The organism is Orientia tsutsugamushi str. Boryong (genome assembly GCF_000063545.1).
In the GTDB taxonomy this organism is placed as follows: domain Bacteria; phylum Pseudomonadota; class Alphaproteobacteria; order Rickettsiales; family Rickettsiaceae; genus Orientia; species Orientia tsutsugamushi_C.
Genome location: NC_009488.1, coordinates 1,641,706 through 1,658,369, shown reverse-complemented (window position 1 = coordinate 1,658,369; position 16,664 = coordinate 1,641,706). Strand labels below are relative to the sequence as shown.

The following is a 16,664-nucleotide window of genomic DNA, read 5'->3' as shown; positions in this document are numbered from 1 at the left end:
TACACCCTAAATGAGTATTAATTCGCGATTTTTCAACTAAAACTTAAAATTGCAATGCTGCTATAATCTATAGTTGAAACAGAGATTTTAAAAATCATTTAATTTTTTTTGCTGAATTTTTACCAAATTCGTAACTTATTCTTTTTTTAGTTAATTTTGTGTCTTCAAGTGTATCATGTAGTATTGCAATAATAAATCGTATCTGTTTCAAGCTGTGGTCTGAGACCATGTGAGCTACTTCTAATGGATGTGTGTAGTATAGTTCTCCAGTATCTCTCTTTTGCTGACCATGATATTTTTTAGCATAAAATATTGCTTTTTCAACTCTATCAAGATCAATTTGGGTGTTAAATCTTATGTTGGTTCTGAACAGCTTATTTATTAAGCTCTCACTATAAAAATCTATCATTTTCCATCTCTAAATGGTTATTAATAAATTATACCATAATTTAAACTTTTTGTATACTCTCCAGGTCGTAAAGCTCTAATGAAGAGTGATATAAATTATGAAGTAGTCTTGATTGATGCTACTGAGACTCCTATAGAAAGACATAAAAAAATAAAAATTCTATTATTCAGGAAAGAAGAAAAGACATACACTAAAAACTCAAATAGTGGTAGACAAGAAAACCCACCAAGTAATATGTACAGATTTTCTAACGGTAAAAAACATGACTTTAGATTATTTAAGAAATCCAAAATTCTTATCCAGCCTAAGGTTAAAGTGATTACTGATACAGGATATCAAGGTATACAAAAAATTCACAATAATTCTGAATTACCAAAGAAAAAAAGCAAGAAAAATCCTTTAACTAATTTTATGTTAAAATTAGTTAAATATACTTGAAACCAACCTTGTAAATACATGCTTTGTAGCCTAAGAATACCGTCAGTTTTTTAAGTTTTCAAAAAAGCTAGGTACTTATCTAAAATTCAGGCTATTAGACTTAAGATTAATACTGTATACTAGCTTTCTTTTGTACTATTGATATAACTTTTATTTTATTGCAATTTCACATATTTTCAACATACAAGGCTATGCTTCAAGTTTTGAATTTGCTAAAACAGTGGATAACATAAGTTGGGCTGCGTTTTTTTGAGCTGTTTTAATTGTTGTACCTTTACCATATTGAGGTTCTAATCTTCCAACTTTAACCATCACTTCAAATAAAGGGCTATGAGACTGTCCAGTTTTAGATGACAGTGTATAAGTTGGAATACCAAAATTTTTACTTTGAGACCATTCTTGTAAAGCGCTTTTTGGATCAGCAATTAAATATAATTCATGATCTTTGATTAATACCTTCCATAACGAATTTACAATGTCTTTTATAACGTGAATACCACCATCTAGATAAACAGCGCCAATAACGGCTTCCATTGTATTTTCAATATTGTTTTTATTACTTCTTCCTCCGCATTTTTCCTCATTTGCAGTCATTATGATATATTTATGCAAATTAATTTTCTGAGCAATTAAGCAAATTGACTCATTGCATACTAAAAAAGCTCTACTTTTAGCTAATTTCCCTTCGTTATAGTGACTAAAATTTTTAAATAACGTTTCTGAGATTACAAGATTAAGTATTACATCACCTAAGAACTCCAACCTTTGATAATTTTTAGTATATCCATATTGATTAATAGAAGGATGAGTTAATGCTTCAATTAATAAATCAATACTATTAAAATTATAGCCAATTTCAGACTGTAAGGCATCTAGTTTAGTATAATCAACTTTATATAGTTTATTGCGTTCATTATTAGTATCTCTCATGTTATTGACTAGCATTTATATTAAATATTAATTATATTTGTCAAAATGTACTTTATTATATTTTTTTCAATAACCTATTATACCTTATTGATTTAATCCAAGGTATTACGTTTAATACTGCATGCAAAATATTATTGCTCTCTGACCAAATTTCTTTTGCTGCTGAGAACCAAATAAATCTAGCTTTGGAAACTAAGTTGTTAAGATGTACATAACCTATATCAAATCTACTATCTGCTGAGTTATCTCTATTATCACCTAGAAAAAAATAATGATTCTCTGGTACATGAAAAACAGAAATATGCCGTATTTCGCGATGTTTTTTTGCTATAAATTGAGTTAAATATTTAACATTATTAGGTAATGTTTCAAAGTACTGGTCATATTCTACTCCTTTTTCATTTACATATTTGCCAATATATTCTCTATTAAGTGGAATATCATTAATAAAAACTTGCTGCCCGTCTATAATTTTAATAGTGTCACCAGGCAATCCAATTAACCTTTTAATATATTTCTCAGATAATGGATCATGGGGTGGTTGAAACACTATTACATCACCACGTTCAGGTTTCGAAGCAAAAATCTTACCTTCAAAAATTGGTAAATTAAATGGTATGGAATATTTACTGTATCCATAACTATATTTGGTTGCAATAATATAATCACCAGGTAATAAATTAGTAGCCATAGAAGGAGTAGGAATATAGTTTAAATCAAAAACTGTTACTCTGACTAAAACTACTATCATCATTAATACACTAAATTCTTTAAGAAAGGACCTAACTTCTGACATAAATTATACTAGATAATAAATACTATAAATCTAAACTAATACTGCAAGCACGTCTACAAAAACACAAAAAATAATTACTTTTAAAGCAAAAAAATAAATCACGATCAAAACCTGAATAATTCTAACACAATCAAAGTTTTATCAATTTTTTAGTAGTATAATTGCATTATATCTTTTGCATGACATATGAATTCTTGCAGAAGTTATAACTGCCTTAAAGAATAGGGCTCTTTCGAAACTGGTTAAGGTAGTTCAAAATTATTGCTGAATAAATATCGAAATAGACGTAAAAGATTCGGTCTTAGATTTAATTTGATCTCTGGCATTTATAATTTTGAACTACCTTAACCAGTTTCGAAAGAGGTCTATTGAATTCCTTGAAAAGAAAATTAAAGAAATTGAACAACTAATCAATGGTAAAAAATAACAAAGATCTTCTCTATAAAGCTGCATTACTTGCATCAATAACACAAACTATACTTCTTGCTTGTTTAGCAAATATTATGTTAAACTTAATATCTCAAAACTAGCCTTGTAAATACAGGCTTTTTAGCCTAAGAATACTCTCCAGTTTAAAAAAGCTAGTTACATATCTACCATGCTATTAGCCTTAGCTTAATATATGCTAGCTTTCTTTTGTGTTATTGCTATAATTTTTATTTTATTGCAATTTCACTTATTTTTATCATACAAAGATTCAATTAAAATTGCTTTTTTGATTTGATCAGTTTTGTATTCATCATAAAGAATAAGAAGTATCAACTAACTGCAGAACAATTGGCTATGGTGATGAAAGGCTGTTCCAGTACCTACAACAACTCCAATGAGTGATACAGCTCTAGCAGAACTACCGCTAGTAACATAGTTCTCAACATTTTTTTTATCTCAGATTCAGCTCTCCTAAGATTGACAAATGATTGTACTACTACTACATGAGCTTGCTTTGTTTTATTATCATGTGGTGAATTTGAAATATGATGATTAAGATCAGAATCGAACTTATCACTATCATTATTATATAGAGGTTGCTTAGGCTGATTCTCCAATATCTCAAGTTTTTGGTTAAAATTATTAATTTAGGCTGTAGTTTCTAAATATCTGCTTTCTATTACACTTTCTAATCTATCTTTTAATGTTTTGACTTCACTAAGTATTTCATCTGTCCATTTTGCTCTCAAGTCTACAGCTTGTTCTACTCCAGAAATCGCTTCTCTTGATTCACGATTTTCAGTAAAAGTTATAGATTCTTTACTTTTTCCACTTTCAGATAAAAAATATGAAACAACCATTATTGTTATGCTTATAAAAGTTAAGGCAATTACTGGCTTTCTACGAATGATATTTGTTAATTCTGATAACTTGCTATTAGACCTAACAGATTCAGCTTTTGCTTTGTCATTTAGCTCTAAATCTTTTTCTTTTGTATTCTCATTGTCTGAATTGTAATGTTGCACTATTCCTCAGCTTTTTGAACATTGATGTTTCTACCTTATCAATAAATTGATTGAGTACTAATTTATCTTCATATCACCAGCAATCCAATCTAGGTAAAAGCCTAAAATAACACCAATTGCTACTATGACTCCAGCAAGCTTTATATTCCCTCTTGCTACAGCCCAAATCGATGATAAAATAGTTGCGCTTGATATGCCTATTTAGATTTTTTATCGCGCTTAGTACAAGACCTTTACCAACTGCATGCCGCAATAACTGTAACTAAGATTCAAATGCAACCTTGCTACATCTCTGCAGCCTCTCTTTGAGAAACCTCATGTCCAACATCCATTCATAGTCAAAAATTATATACATAATCTTGCATCGTGCACAGCCAACAACATATATATTTGTGGCACAAATCTATTTCCACAGTAGTTCTGTTCTATTATAAGTATTTCTTTCTATACTCCATGCCGTTCAAACATTTTTTTCTTAATTTCGCTAATTGCCTTTGCAGGGTTTAATCCTTTTGGGCAAGTTTTTGTACAATTCATAATAGTATGACATCTATACAGCTTAAAAGAGTCTTCAAGTTGATCTAGCCTTTCTGATGCATATTCATCCCTAGAATCGATAATCCAACGGTATGCTTGCAACAATACTGCAGGTCCTAGATATTTGTCCGCATTCCACCAATAACTTGGACAAGCTGTAGAACAACAAGCGCATAATATACATTCATATAGACCATCTAACTTATCCCTATCTTCTGGAGTTTGTAGTCTCTCACCGCTAGTTATATCTATAGTTTCTGCTTTTAACCAAGGCTCTATCGATTGATATTGAGCATAAAAATGTGTCATATCAGATACTAAGTCCTTTATTACACTCATATGCGGTAATGGATATATTATAACATCACCTTTAATATCATTTATAGCCTTAATACAAGCTAACCCATTAGTACCATTAATATTCATTGAACAGCTGCCACAAATGCCTTCACGACACGATCTTCTAAAAGTCAATGTAGGATCAATCTCATTTTTAATTTTAATTAATGCATCAAGCACCATAGGTCCGCAATTTTCCATATCAATTTCAAAGATATCTATACGAGGATTATCGCCAGTATCAGGACTATAACGATAAACACTTACTCTTTTTACTCGCTTAACGCTGTCTTTAGCAACATAGCGCTTACCTACTTTAACTTTTGAATTTGGTGGTAATCTAAATTCTACCATTTGCATGACTCATTTATTACTTGCTAATCACTAGTTAATATACTCGCTTTTTAGGAACTATAGACATCATTTCATCATTTTTTGGATCTAATACTACGTCTCTATAATCTATATCTACGTTTCCTTCTTCATCAATTGTGGCTAATGTATGTTTGAGCCAATTATCATCATCTCTATTAGGATAATCTTCTCGAGCATGGGCTCCTCGGCTTTCTTGACGATTAGCAGCACAAAACATAGTTATTGCAGCTTGATATAATAAATTTTGTAATTCAATTGCCTCAACTAAATCAGTGTTCCAAATTAGTGAATGATCTGTTAATTTAATATCTGTTCTAGAATTAAAATTTTGTTTTATTATTTTCATACCTTCTGTTAACTTATCATAGCTACGAAATACTCCAGCATAGTTTTGCATAGCACGTTGCATAGTTAATCTTAACTCAGCAATTGGCATATTACCATTTAAAAACCTTGTTTGGTCAAATCTTTCTATAATAGCATCAAAAATGTTATTGCCTAATGGTTGATGTTTTGTTGATGTAGTAATAATTTCTTTTGCTTTATTGGCTGCAGCTCGACCAAAGATTATTAGATCAAGTAGAGAGTTAGATCCTAGTCTATTAGCCCCATGAACTGATACGCAAGCAGCTTCTCCAATAGCCATTAATCCAGGTACTATTTCCATATCACCATTTTCTGTTTTAGTTACTACTTGGCCATGATAATTGGTTGGTATACCACCCATATTATAATGTACAGTTGGAATTACTGGTATAGGCTGCTTTGTAACATCAACTCCAGCAAAGATCATTGCAGTTTCAGATATTCCAGGTAACCTTTGCTGTATCGTTTTGCTATCAAGATGATTTAAATGCAAAAATATATGATCTTTATATATACCTACCCCGCGGCCAGCATTGATTTCCATAGTCATGGCCCTGGCAACTACATCTCGTGAAGCAAGATCTTTGGCTGATGGGGCGTATCTTTCCATGAAACGCTCACCTTCTGAGTTAACTAAGTACCCACCTTCTCCTCTGGCTCCTTCAGTGATTAAACATCCTGCGCCATAAATTCCTGTAGGATGAAATTGAACAAATTCCATATCTTGTAAAGCTATGCCAGCTCTAGCGCACATAGCATTTCCATCACCAGTACAACTGTGAGCTGATGTTGCTGAAAAATAAGCTCTTCCATACCCTCCAGTTGCTAAGACTACTATATGTGATCTAAAGCAATGAATAGTACCATCGTCAAGGTTCCAAGCGACTATCCCATTACAAGCTCCATTATCCATAATTAAATCAAGAGCTATATACTCAATGAAAAATTTAGCTTTATGTTTCAACGCTTGCTGATATAAAGTATGTAACATAGCATGACCAGTTCTATCAGCTGCTGCGCAGGTTCGCATAGCAGCTGCACCATCTCCAAACTCAGTTGTCATACCTCCAAAATGTCTTTGATAAATTTTTCCATCTGCTGTACGTGAAAATGGAACTCCATAATGCTCTAATTCAATAATAGCAGCTGGGGCTTCTCTGCACATATAAGCAATTGCATCTTGATCTCCAAGCCAATCCGATCCCTTAATAGTATCATAAGCATGCCATTGCCATTTATCTGGTTGTATATTACCTAGTGCAGCACTAATACCACCTTGAGCTGCAACAGTATGACTACGAGTAGGAAACAATTTGGTAATACAAGCAGCACGGAGACCAGCTTCAGCCATACCAACTATAGCCCTTAGTCCTGCTCCACCAGCTCCAACTACTACAACATCAAATTCATGATTTATAATTTTATAAGCCTTCACAATTTATTTTAAAATTAAATTAACATCAAATTTTGCAAACATCATATACTATTTAAAGTCTGTATTTCTTTTATTGGTGTATTAACTTAACTTGTTACTATTATTTTAAAATTGAATTTTTTCTAACTAATATGCCCAGCATAGTTATCAAACCTTATTATAGATTCATATCTTGTTAAACAGATAACATTATTTTAATAATTAATACATAATAATATTATAGATATGATTCCTGCAACTACAGTTACAAAGGTAAAACATTGTACTAAAACAATCAATAAATATCTTACTGCAAGATTATTGACATAATCTTCTATTATGACTTTTAGTCCTATTGCAGCATGGAAAAACATTGTAATCAATAATAAAATAATCATTAATACATTGTAAGGATACTTTACTAGCTCTACTAGCTCTACTGGAGATTTTTGAACTATTGCCTTACCAAAGAATACTAGCCATACTAATAATGGCAACATTAATATAGCACTAAGTCTCTGATACCGCCAATGTTGCACACAATACTTATCAGTACTTAGACTCTTAATTGTATTTAAACTGTTTTGTAAATTTTGTGCTTTCATTTTAATTCATTGATTCACTGAAAACTAAAATTAAAAATTATTAATACACATATAGAATACAATTATAGATAAAGCAACTGCTATCCAACCTGAAATATTAATGTATTTAATAGAAAAACCATATCCAGTATCCCATATTAAATGTCGAATACCTGTGCATAGATGAAAGCAAGTAGTAAATATAGTTAGATATATTAATGCTTGAAACCATAAGTTATAGAATATATCAACAACAATCCTATCAAAATCACTATATACACATAGAATTAACCACCAAGTAATAATGCTAGCTCCACCAAAAACTGCCATTCCACTCAAGCGATGCAAAATTGATAATATCATACTCATTTGCATACGATAAATCGTAATGTGTGGTGACATAGGACGAGTATGTGAATTATTAAATTTATTCAATTTTATGCCATTAAACTTGTTAGTATTACTAATAATAAAAGGTACACTTTAACTACTACTACAACCTGCATTACAGTATACATACTGTATCTTAACTATATTTTATAGCCAATAATACTAAAATACCCCTAAAACTTATAAAGCTTTGAAATATTTAAGGTTTTTTATTAAAAATATACAAACTTTTTATAATTTCAATATTAATTAATATCAGGTTAGGATAAGAAAAAAGACGCAAAGGCATAGAATAAAAGTTATAGCAATAGCAAAAAAGCTAGTATACAGTGCATGGCCTTAGGCTAATAGCATGAATTTTAGGTAAGTACCTAGCTTCTTTAATAGATAAATTTGGAAATACTACTATCTTTATTTTTAAACTCTGGTTTTTAAATTTTTGTTCTACATAAAGTGTTACTCTTCCACTATGTGATTTTCTTCCACGAAGCCACTGTACAACTTTATCACTATAGATTCGTGGTTTTTTTATTTGGAATTTTAATTTTACGTAGTGCTCGATTTATAAACTTTGATGATATTGAAGTCATAATCACCCCACATAATAATATATACATTAATATTATTATGTGGGGTGATTATGACTTCAATATCATCAAAGTTTATAAATCGAGCACTACGTAAAATTAAAATTCCTAAGGGAGAAAAATTATTAATTATCCACGATCCAGATATAATAGGACTTAAACTGAAAATCTCATGTACAGTCTGTGGAGGAATAGTAAGAAAAACATGGATTTTAGAACAAAAATATAAAAACCAGAGTTTAAAAATAAGGATAGTGGAATTTCCATATTTATCTATTAAAGAAGCTAGAAAAATAGCAAGAGAATTAAAGACATTAATGGCGAACGGAATAGATCCAAGAGCAGTAAAACATCAACAACAGATAGAAGAAAATGAGAATCGTATAAAAGAAAGAGAAAGAAAAGCTAACGATATTACATTCAAAGAGCTGTGTTATAAGTATATTGAAGAGTATGCCAAAATATATACTATAAACTGGAAAGAGAATGCTGACAGAGTACATACTTATGCACAAGCATTATATGAAAAAAAGATAAGCAAGATTCGAATGAGTGATATTGAACCAATATTCAATGATATCAGCAAAGAGGGAAAATATGCCACAGCAAATGCATTGCTAGCAACCTTACGCACTATATTTAATAAGGCAATAAAATGGGGATTAATAGAAAACAATCCTACTCTAGGGATAGAGCAGCATAAACTGCAAGCAAGAGAGAGACGTCTAAGTTACGATGAAATGGGTAGATTTTTACAAGTATTATGCGGAGAAGCAAGTCCATTGATAAGAGATTTTGCATTACTAGCGTTATATACTGGAGCTAGAAAAAGTAATGTGTTAGAGATGGAATGGGACAATATAGATTTTGAAAGAAAAATATGGCATATACCAAAAACTAAGAACGGAAAGGCGCAAAATATACCATTAACAGATGAGGCAATGGAAATATTGCAAGCAAGGAAATTAATATCTACAAGTAAATGGGTACTACCAAGTTCTACTAGCGAAAGCGGACACTTATCGCATCCAAATACCGCATGGAAGATAATTTGTGAAAAGGCAAGCATAAAAAATTTCAGAATACACGATCTAAGAAGGACGTTTGCAAGTTGTATGTGGGATGCAGGCGAAAGTCAGAGGACAATTAGTATAGCATTGAATCATATTAATCCAAACTCAACAATACCTTATACTATAGCTTGTATGGAGTTAGTACGAGAGTATATGTCTAAGGCTATACAAATAATTAGTGAATGTGCTAGAAGTTATAATATTTATAATACTATCTGACTGATATAAACGTTGTGGTAAGAATAGTGCGATTTCATGTCGCACATGCATATATGAACACTAATTATTGCAGGTAAAATCTGTGTTTGAAGATAATTTAGCTAATTTAAACATTATAGTAGCAGAATGAGATTTCTCATTCTGCTACTGCGATTTTCAAAAATTTACAAAATCTAATGTAGAGTAACTACTTAGCTAAGTTGTTGTCAATTTTTCTTCTCCGCAACTTAATTATGGCACTATTCCAGATAGTATCTCGTTCAAACAAACATTGGTACCGAATATACTCAGCATATTTTCGACAACTTTATTTGTAGCAATTGTTGCCTTATCTAAACTATGTATAGTATAAATTTTAGTTATATTAGTATTACTATGTCCTAATATTTGAGATATTGTATCTAGTGTTTCACCATTATTTTTCATCCAAGTTGCAAACGTTCTTCTAAGATCATGTATTGTTACATTCTGTATTCCGGCTTTTTTTCGAATCTTAGCCCATGCTCGATGCATTGTTGAACTTGATATGTGTTTACTATTGTCTGCTGAACTTGGCAATACCCATTCACTTTTTGAGCATAGTTTTCTGGTTTGCAATACTTCTATTAATTTATCAGCTAACCCTATATATAGAGTTTTACCATTTTTACTCTTAGTTTTTGGTATACACCATATTTTTTCGCTAAGGCTTATCTCGTCCCATCTCATTCCTGATACATTACTTTTACGTGCTGCAGTGAATAAACTTATAAATGTAAAAATTTTTCCTGATCGTTCTGCTCGCTTTTGCGATTCTGTTAATTGACTATTTCCCTTTTCTTTTAGCACGGCCATAAGTCTTCTCATTTCTTCATTTGTTACATATCTAGATCTTGATTCTTGCTTGTGCCTTTTTATTCCACATACAGGATTCTTTTCTAATAATCCCCACTCTATAGCCTTATTAAATATAGGGCTTAACAGTTTTAGAATACTGTTTGCTGTTACATAGTGTTTCTTTGCTGTTTTTTCGTCAAAAAGCTTCTGAATATCTTCTTTGGTAATCTCAGATATCTTTGTATTGTATAAAGATTCTAGATATCTCTTTACTCTTTGAGCCATTATTTTCCAACTTTTATGATAAAGACTACTATATTCAGTATATTTTACATGCACCTGTCCGAATGTTAGTTCATTCTTTAATTTAAGCCTCTTCTCTCTTTTTTCTCTTCTTTCTTTATTTATCTTCCGTCTTTCATCCATTGGATTTATTCCTTTAGCAATATCACTTTTTAACTGCTGTATCTTTTTTCTAGCTTCTGCTACCGTTAGATCTGGAAAATCTCCTATTTTTATTTTTTATAATACATGCCATTAATGTTTATTCATAAATATAGTCTTCTAAATCCAGTATATGATATTATAAACAGTAAGTTCCTTTGTGTTATATCTCTAAACTTGATTATTTTTTCTTCTTTGGTTGGTACTTTTATTTTATTTAATGCTGCTTGTGTAAATTTAAATACTTTTACTGGCATATTTATCACCCTTCATTAATTTAAAATTGAAGTAATTAAATAATAACTTATTAATTTTTAAAATTAGCTTAAACTTATAGTCTGTAGTATGGTTTTTATTGAATAGCAAATACTTTTGTAAAAATAAAAAATATTTTTAAGCGACGTTATCAATTGAAGGTTACTCTAAGCTTATCAACTATAAATTCAAGTTGCTGGATTAAAAATTAGCACTTCAACTAGCCAAATATTAGACATAAATTTACGTTATATTTCCGCAATTAACATCAAGATATTATTGTCATATTGACAAATAATATTAATACAGCTACAGTTAAATTCATGTATCAACTCAAACGAGAATAAACTACATAGCAGATTTTATAAAGCTTATAAAGCTCATAATAGCTCTTAATCTAACTTATTTCTTCTAGTTAGTTAAATCATCTTAAACATGAAAGGTACATGATTGTTTCCCTCTTACGTTCTTACTTTTCTGTTAACCCTTCGCTCCACCCACATTACTAGATTTCATCACTACTATGGCTAACTCAGCCATCCTTACACCATCTCCAAAGCCTTATGTTTCACCACTTGTACTTTGAATACTTACTTAATTACGTAAGAGTTATAAGGACTTCTCAAGTTGTGTCATTAATCTTTACAAACTCGCTGACGCCTGCGACCCCGGTGGTTGAAAATTTTTGGATTTTTACTAGTTTGACCTCCAATCTTCTTTTGCCTACTATGTGCTAGAACATATCGGCTTCCACTACATCTCACTTTCAGGGCTATCACGTTCACCATTTGGTTTCGGCTCGAATGTTTCACTGTCTACGCTTTACTACTGTCGTTACCTTCAGCAGCACAAGACTCGCTATATGGTGGATCTAGCTTCTCCTTCCATAACTGGACTTTCACCAGTGAGATTAATTCACCTTTTCTTGACGCACAGACCGAATCTTTCACATCTATTTCGATATTTGTCAGCAATAGTTTTGAACTACCTTAACCAGTTTCGACAGAGGTCTATTACATATTTCTAATTGTTTCTTATCCTAAAATTGCATTTACAGACATGTGAGCAATAAATAAACTGTTATTAATTGAAACTATATTTAAAGATATTACATAATATCTCTTGTATACTTTTTGTATTATACCTTTCATACTTTTTCTTATCCTAAACTGATGTTATAAAAGCTGTAAAATGGGTAGAAGACACCCTAGTTAAACACCCAAACTTTGCTCTTCCAGGTCGTAAAGCTCTAATGAAGAGCGATATGAATTATGAAGTAGTCTTGATTGATGCTACTGAGAGTCCTATAGAAAGACCTAAAAAAAACAAAAATTCTATTATTCAGAAAAGAAGAAAAGACATACACTAAAAACTCAAATAGTGGTAGACAAGCAAACACACTAAGTAATATATACAGATTTTTCTAACGGTAAAAAGCATGACTTTAGATTATTTAAGGAATCCAAAATTCTTATTCATCCTAAGGTTAAAGCGATTACTGATACAGGATATCAAGGTATACAAAAAATTCACAATAATTCTGAATTACCAAAGAAAAAAAGCAAGAAAAATCCTTTAACTAAAAATGATAAAAAGAATAATCCTAGATTAGCAGGAGAAAGGGTTGTGAATGAAACCGTTATCGGTATGCTAAAACAGTTCAAAATTATTGCTGACAAATATCGAAATAGACGTAAAAGATTCGGTCTGTGCGTCAAGAAAAGGTGAATTAATCTTACTGGTGAAAGTCCAGTTATGGAAGGAGAAGCTAGATCCACCATATAGCGAGTCTTGTGCTGCTGAAGGTAACGACAGTAGTAAAGCGTAGACAGTGAAACATTCGAGCCGAAACCAAATGGTGAACGTGATAGCCCTGAAAGTGAGATGTAGTGGAAGCCGATATGTTCTAGCACATAGTAGGCAAAAGAAGATTGGAGGTCAAACTAGTAAAAATCCAAAAATTTTCAACCACCGGGGTCGCAGGCGTCAGCGAGTTTGTAAAGATTAATGACACAACTTGAGAAGTCCTTATAACTCTTACGTAATTAAGTAAGTATTCAAAGTACAAGTGATGAAACATAAGGCTTTGGAGATGGTGTAAGGATGGCTGAGTTAGCCATAGTAGTGATGAAACCTAGTAATGTGGGTGGAGCAAAGGGTTAGCAGAAAAGTAAGAATGCAAGAGGGAAACAATGGCTGTACACAGCATAGACAGAAATACATGGTTAACGAAACTTGAGCGTATAAAGTTGCTATCATCGAAAAATCAAGACATAAAGTTTAATAATCTAAATCAAGACATAAAGTTTAATAATCTTGGACATATCATTGATTTAAAGATATTAGAAGAACAATATAAGGAACTCGATAGCAAGAAAGCGATAGGAATAGATGGTATAACCAAAGAGGATTATGGTAAGAAGTTGAAAGCAAATCTGCTCTCGCTTCTTACTAGAATTTGCAATGGGAAATATCAGGCTAAACCTGCACGAATAACAGAAATTCCAAAAGAAGATGGAGGCAAAAGACATTTGGTAATATCATGTTTTGAAGATAAGATAATCGAGTCTACAGTAAGCAAGATACTAAACTCTGTGTTTGAGCAAATATTCTTAAAGTATTCATATGGATTTCGACCTAAATTAAATGCACACGACGCTTTAAGGGAGTTAAATAGACTTACGTATAACTTCAATAAAGGGGCTATAGTAGAGATTGATATAACAAAGTGTTTCAATACAATCAAGCATTGTGAGTTGATGGAATTTCTAAGAAAGAGAATATCTGACAAGAAATTTCTAAGACTAGTTATGAAACTGATTGAAACACCAATCATAGAAAATGGTACTATAGTTACTAACAAAGAAGGTTGTCGTCAAGGATCAATAGTTTCACCAATTCTGGCAAATGTCTTTCTGCATTATGTTATAGATAGCTGGTTTGCAAAAATCAGCAAAGAAAACTTAATGGGACAAACAGGAATGGTGAGGTACTGCGACGATATGGTATTTGTCTTTGAAAAGGAAACAGATGCGAAAAGGTTTTATGATGTTTTGCCTAAAAGGTTAAATAAGTATGGGCTAAATATCAATGAAGCTAAATCACAAATGATTAAATCTGGTAGAGACCATGCTGCAAATTTAGCCAAACAAGACAAGAAGATCGCAAGTTATAATTTTCTTGGATTTACTTGCTATTGGAGAAAATCAAGATTTGGCATAACATGGAGACTAAAATATACCTCAAGGAGAGATCGTTTTACTGAGAAACTGAAAGGACTGAGAAAATATTTGCGTAGTCAGCTAAACAAGCAAGATAAAACACAAACATTATCACAAGTCATTAGAGTTATTAGGTGAATGGATCAACTATCATGGTATATCTGATAATAAAAGACGAGTAAGTTCATTTATCAACCAAAGTACACGTGCAATATATAACTGGTTCAATAAAATGGGAGGAAAACGTAAGATGAATTGGAAAAGACTAACCGAGATACTTAAAAGAGTAAATTTTCCTAAAATTGGAAAGATTGTCTCAATGTTCTAGACAACAAATAAGGCATAATGCTTATCTTATTTTTGAGAGCCGGATGCGGTAATTCTGCAACTCCGGTTCTGAGGAGGGGCCTAATTGAGCGATTGGTTAGGTCTACTCACATAAACGTAGCCCTCACGATGCAGTACAGAGAATGTCTAGTATTGTTCGCCCTGGAACTACTAGGAATTGGATACTAGACGCTGATGAAGGAGTATTTGATAATATTGATCATAATTTTCAAAAGAAAATTATAGTAAATTTTCCAGCTCATAATTGGATTCAAGCATTGCTTAAATCTGATGCAATGCAGGATTATCAAATTATCAAAACAACAACTGATACTCCACAAGGTAGATTAATTGGTAATTATTTTTAAACACAACTCTTCATGGTATAGGTGATATCTTAATATTATATAACTCCACATGCACAGCACTCTACTTTAAATATATGTTTAAAAAAAAGCAGTTATGCTGTAGAGTCCTCTTGTTGAGCTCCAGCAGAAACTACTTTTAGATCTTCGTATTCTGTTATCTCTGCATATATCCCTTCACTGGAATTTTGTGGTTCTGTATCATTATAGTTATTCACATTACTTTGTGATTGTACAGATTGTTTTTCTGCATTACACGTTTGTTTTTTTTTTAAATAATAACGATTAATATAAATACTACCAACTACTATTGCGCCTATTCCACATGCTATGTAATAATATAATTCTGCAGGTAGTGATGACAACATCGAAGTATTTTCATCACCACTATTATTCCCTACTTCTGCTTCTTCTGTTTTAGTATATTTAGTATATGTTGAATTTTGATAATTATAACATTGAACTAAATTGTCTTGATAAAACTTTTCATTAATGGCATCTATTATACTTTTTACAGTACAGCCTTTTGCTATTGTTATATATTCCTTACAAGTATCAATAAGCCTGGAAGTTAAAGTGTTATCATCGCAATCCAGCATTGCCATAATTCGAGGTCCTGAATATAGTTGCCTTTCTAATTCGGTTAGATTTTTTTTAACATAGCTATAGCCACCAGCAAAAACATGGCTAACGATTCCTACTGGCTTTCCAAAGCAAAAGCTATTGTTCAGCCTAAGATAGGCTTCAGGATCATCTAAGTTTTGTTGAAGAAAATTGCTATTAATGCAGTTTGTAGCATCATATAAAAGCGTAGTATTACTATAATCAATGGTAGGATCAATACTACCAGAAACTAATTTTATATATGAAGAACAAAACCTATGAATTTTATATGGCTCCTGAAAATAATGCATGAGTCGTGATAAAACTGATGTAAAATTATTTGGTATCCCTGGTCTAACTACATAATTCACATTGTCAATTCTATCAATAATTGCGCAATCATAATCATTATCATGAGAAGTATTACAACTATCTGCTGTAACAACTTCACTATATATAATTTTGCTATATATATTATTAAATGCAACAGATATATTATGAACTGCTTCCGTTACTGCTTTAATTAGAGTTATAGTACTATCTTGACACTTAAACATAAACACCCTCCAAAAATATGTCTATGTAAAATGCTATACCATTCAGTTACAATTATCAACACATAATTTATATATAAATGAATGTATAAAGAAATTAAGTAAAGCTGTTATAGTATTTCTAGCAAAGATTTTTGACTTATTTCTTTATAAGATTCTAGCTTGTGT

Annotated in this window: 14 protein-coding genes and 4 pseudogenes; 6 read left to right on the top strand and 12 right to left on the bottom strand. The window is 31.4% G+C overall.

Annotation, left to right across the window (positions count from 1 at the left end):
- Positions 1–100: 100 nt before the first annotated feature.
- Positions 101–409, bottom strand: a pseudogene (locus OTBS_RS07835) (HD domain-containing protein); the annotation flags it as partial.
- A gap of 60 nt (positions 410–469) precedes the next feature.
- Here OTBS_RS07835 and OTBS_RS13035 point away from each other — a divergent pair.
- A pseudogene (locus OTBS_RS13035) lies at positions 470–814 on the top strand (transposase); the annotation flags it as partial.
- Between the two features lie 222 nt (positions 815–1,036).
- Here OTBS_RS13035 and rnc read toward each other — a convergent pair.
- Positions 1,037–1,777, bottom strand: coding sequence for a ribonuclease III (gene rnc / locus OTBS_RS07825; protein ID WP_050897558.1), 741 nt, complete (start codon positions 1,775–1,777; stop codon positions 1,037–1,039).
- Positions 1,778–1,832: 55 nt separating this feature from the next.
- The gene (gene lepB / locus OTBS_RS07820; RefSeq protein ID WP_011945011.1) at positions 1,833–2,573 is read right to left on the bottom strand and encodes a signal peptidase I; all 741 of its coding nucleotides are present in this window, start codon (positions 2,571–2,573) and stop codon (positions 1,833–1,835) included.
- Positions 2,574–2,828: 255 nt separating this feature from the next.
- Here lepB and OTBS_RS14590 point away from each other — a divergent pair.
- Positions 2,829–2,921 (top strand): annotated as a pseudogene (locus tag OTBS_RS14590) (IS5/IS1182 family transposase); the annotation flags it as partial.
- Positions 2,922–3,382: 461 nt separating this feature from the next.
- Here OTBS_RS14590 and OTBS_RS10565 read toward each other — a convergent pair.
- The 6 genes from OTBS_RS10565 to sdhC all read right to left on the bottom strand — a co-directional run bounded on the left by OTBS_RS10565 (position 3,383) and on the right by sdhC (position 8,077).
- Positions 3,383–3,619, bottom strand: coding sequence for a hypothetical protein (locus tag OTBS_RS10565; protein ID WP_050897557.1), 237 nt, complete (start codon positions 3,617–3,619; stop codon positions 3,383–3,385).
- Positions 3,620–3,649: 30 nt separating this feature from the next.
- A complete protein-coding gene (locus OTBS_RS16985) occupies positions 3,650–4,027 on the bottom strand; it encodes a hypothetical protein (RefSeq protein ID WP_050897556.1) in 378 nt (125 codons plus the stop codon).
- 444 nt (positions 4,028–4,471) lie between these two features.
- The gene (locus tag OTBS_RS07810; protein ID WP_041621533.1) at positions 4,472–5,257 is read right to left on the bottom strand and encodes a succinate dehydrogenase iron-sulfur subunit; all 786 of its coding nucleotides are present in this window, start codon (positions 5,255–5,257) and stop codon (positions 4,472–4,474) included.
- Positions 5,258–5,291: 34 nt separating this feature from the next.
- Complete coding sequence (sdhA, locus tag OTBS_RS07805; RefSeq protein WP_041621328.1) at positions 5,292–7,082, bottom strand: succinate dehydrogenase flavoprotein subunit; 1,791 nt, start codon at positions 7,080–7,082, stop codon at positions 5,292–5,294.
- 191 nt (positions 7,083–7,273) lie between these two features.
- Positions 7,274–7,663, bottom strand: coding sequence for a succinate dehydrogenase, hydrophobic membrane anchor protein (gene sdhD, locus OTBS_RS07800; RefSeq protein WP_011945008.1), 390 nt, complete (start codon positions 7,661–7,663; stop codon positions 7,274–7,276).
- A gap of 30 nt (positions 7,664–7,693) precedes the next feature.
- Entirely contained in the window at positions 7,694–8,077 is a 384-nt protein-coding gene (sdhC, locus tag OTBS_RS07795; RefSeq protein ID WP_157866433.1) for a succinate dehydrogenase, cytochrome b556 subunit, read from the bottom strand.
- Positions 8,078–8,672: 595 nt separating this feature from the next.
- Between sdhC and OTBS_RS07790 the strand changes: the two genes are divergently transcribed.
- Entirely contained in the window at positions 8,673–9,911 is a 1,239-nt protein-coding gene (locus tag OTBS_RS07790; protein WP_080571893.1) for a tyrosine-type recombinase/integrase, read from the top strand.
- 231 nt (positions 9,912–10,142) lie between these two features.
- Here the strand turns inward: OTBS_RS07790 and OTBS_RS16975 are convergent, their stop codons facing one another.
- Both OTBS_RS16975 and OTBS_RS16965 read right to left on the bottom strand, forming a co-directional pair.
- Positions 10,143–11,153, bottom strand: coding sequence for a tyrosine-type recombinase/integrase (locus OTBS_RS16975; RefSeq protein ID WP_050897479.1), 1,011 nt, complete (start codon positions 11,151–11,153; stop codon positions 10,143–10,145).
- A gap of 122 nt (positions 11,154–11,275) precedes the next feature.
- Positions 11,276–11,428, bottom strand: coding sequence for a hypothetical protein (locus OTBS_RS16965; RefSeq protein ID WP_232488819.1), 153 nt, complete (start codon positions 11,426–11,428; stop codon positions 11,276–11,278).
- Positions 11,429–12,606: 1,178 nt separating this feature from the next.
- Between OTBS_RS16965 and OTBS_RS13010 the strand changes: the two are divergent.
- From OTBS_RS13010 to OTBS_RS07775, 3 genes and pseudogenes are all read left to right on the top strand, one after another.
- Positions 12,607–13,154: pseudogene (locus tag OTBS_RS13010) on the top strand (transposase family protein); the annotation flags it as partial.
- A gap of 464 nt (positions 13,155–13,618) precedes the next feature.
- Complete coding sequence (locus OTBS_RS07780; protein ID WP_080571853.1) at positions 13,619–14,785, top strand: reverse transcriptase domain-containing protein; 1,167 nt, start codon at positions 13,619–13,621, stop codon at positions 14,783–14,785.
- Positions 14,786–15,117: 332 nt separating this feature from the next.
- Positions 15,118–15,342: a hypothetical protein gene (locus OTBS_RS07775; RefSeq protein ID WP_011945005.1), complete on the top strand. Its 225-nt coding sequence runs from the start codon at positions 15,118–15,120 to the stop codon at positions 15,340–15,342.
- Between the two features lie 92 nt (positions 15,343–15,434).
- On the opposite strand, the gene OTBS_RS07770 is transcribed toward OTBS_RS07775, so the two are convergent.
- Positions 15,435–16,499 carry a hypothetical protein gene (locus tag OTBS_RS07770; protein ID WP_041621326.1) on the bottom strand — a complete coding sequence of 355 codons (1,065 nt, stop codon included), beginning with the start codon at positions 16,497–16,499 and terminating at the stop codon, positions 15,435–15,437.
- Positions 16,500–16,664: the final 165 nt, after the last annotated feature.

Coding starts and splice junctions, on each gene's coding strand:
- rnc (WP_050897558.1), bottom strand. CDS start 1,777: ATGAGAGATACTAATAATGAACGCAATAAACTATATAAAGTTGATTAT.
- lepB (WP_011945011.1), bottom strand. CDS start 2,573: ATGTCAGAAGTTAGGTCCTTTCTTAAAGAATTTAGTGTATTAATGATG.
- OTBS_RS07810 (WP_041621533.1), bottom strand. CDS start 5,257: ATGGTAGAATTTAGATTACCACCAAATTCAAAAGTTAAAGTAGGTAAG.
- sdhD (WP_011945008.1), bottom strand. CDS start 7,663: ATGAAAGCACAAAATTTACAAAACAGTTTAAATACAATTAAGAGTCTA.
- OTBS_RS07790 (WP_080571893.1), top strand. CDS start 8,673: ATGACTTCAATATCATCAAAGTTTATAAATCGAGCACTACGTAAAATT.
- OTBS_RS16975 (WP_050897479.1), bottom strand. CDS start 11,153: ATGGATGAAAGACGGAAGATAAATAAAGAAAGAAGAGAAAAAAGAGAG.
- OTBS_RS16965 (WP_232488819.1), bottom strand. CDS start 11,428: ATGCCAGTAAAAGTATTTAAATTTACACAAGCAGCATTAAATAAAATA.
- OTBS_RS07780 (WP_080571853.1), top strand. CDS start 13,619: ATGGCTGTACACAGCATAGACAGAAATACATGGTTAACGAAACTTGAG.
- OTBS_RS07775 (WP_011945005.1), top strand. CDS start 15,118: ATGTCTAGTATTGTTCGCCCTGGAACTACTAGGAATTGGATACTAGAC.
- OTBS_RS07770 (WP_041621326.1), bottom strand. CDS start 16,499: ATGTTTAAGTGTCAAGATAGTACTATAACTCTAATTAAAGCAGTAACG.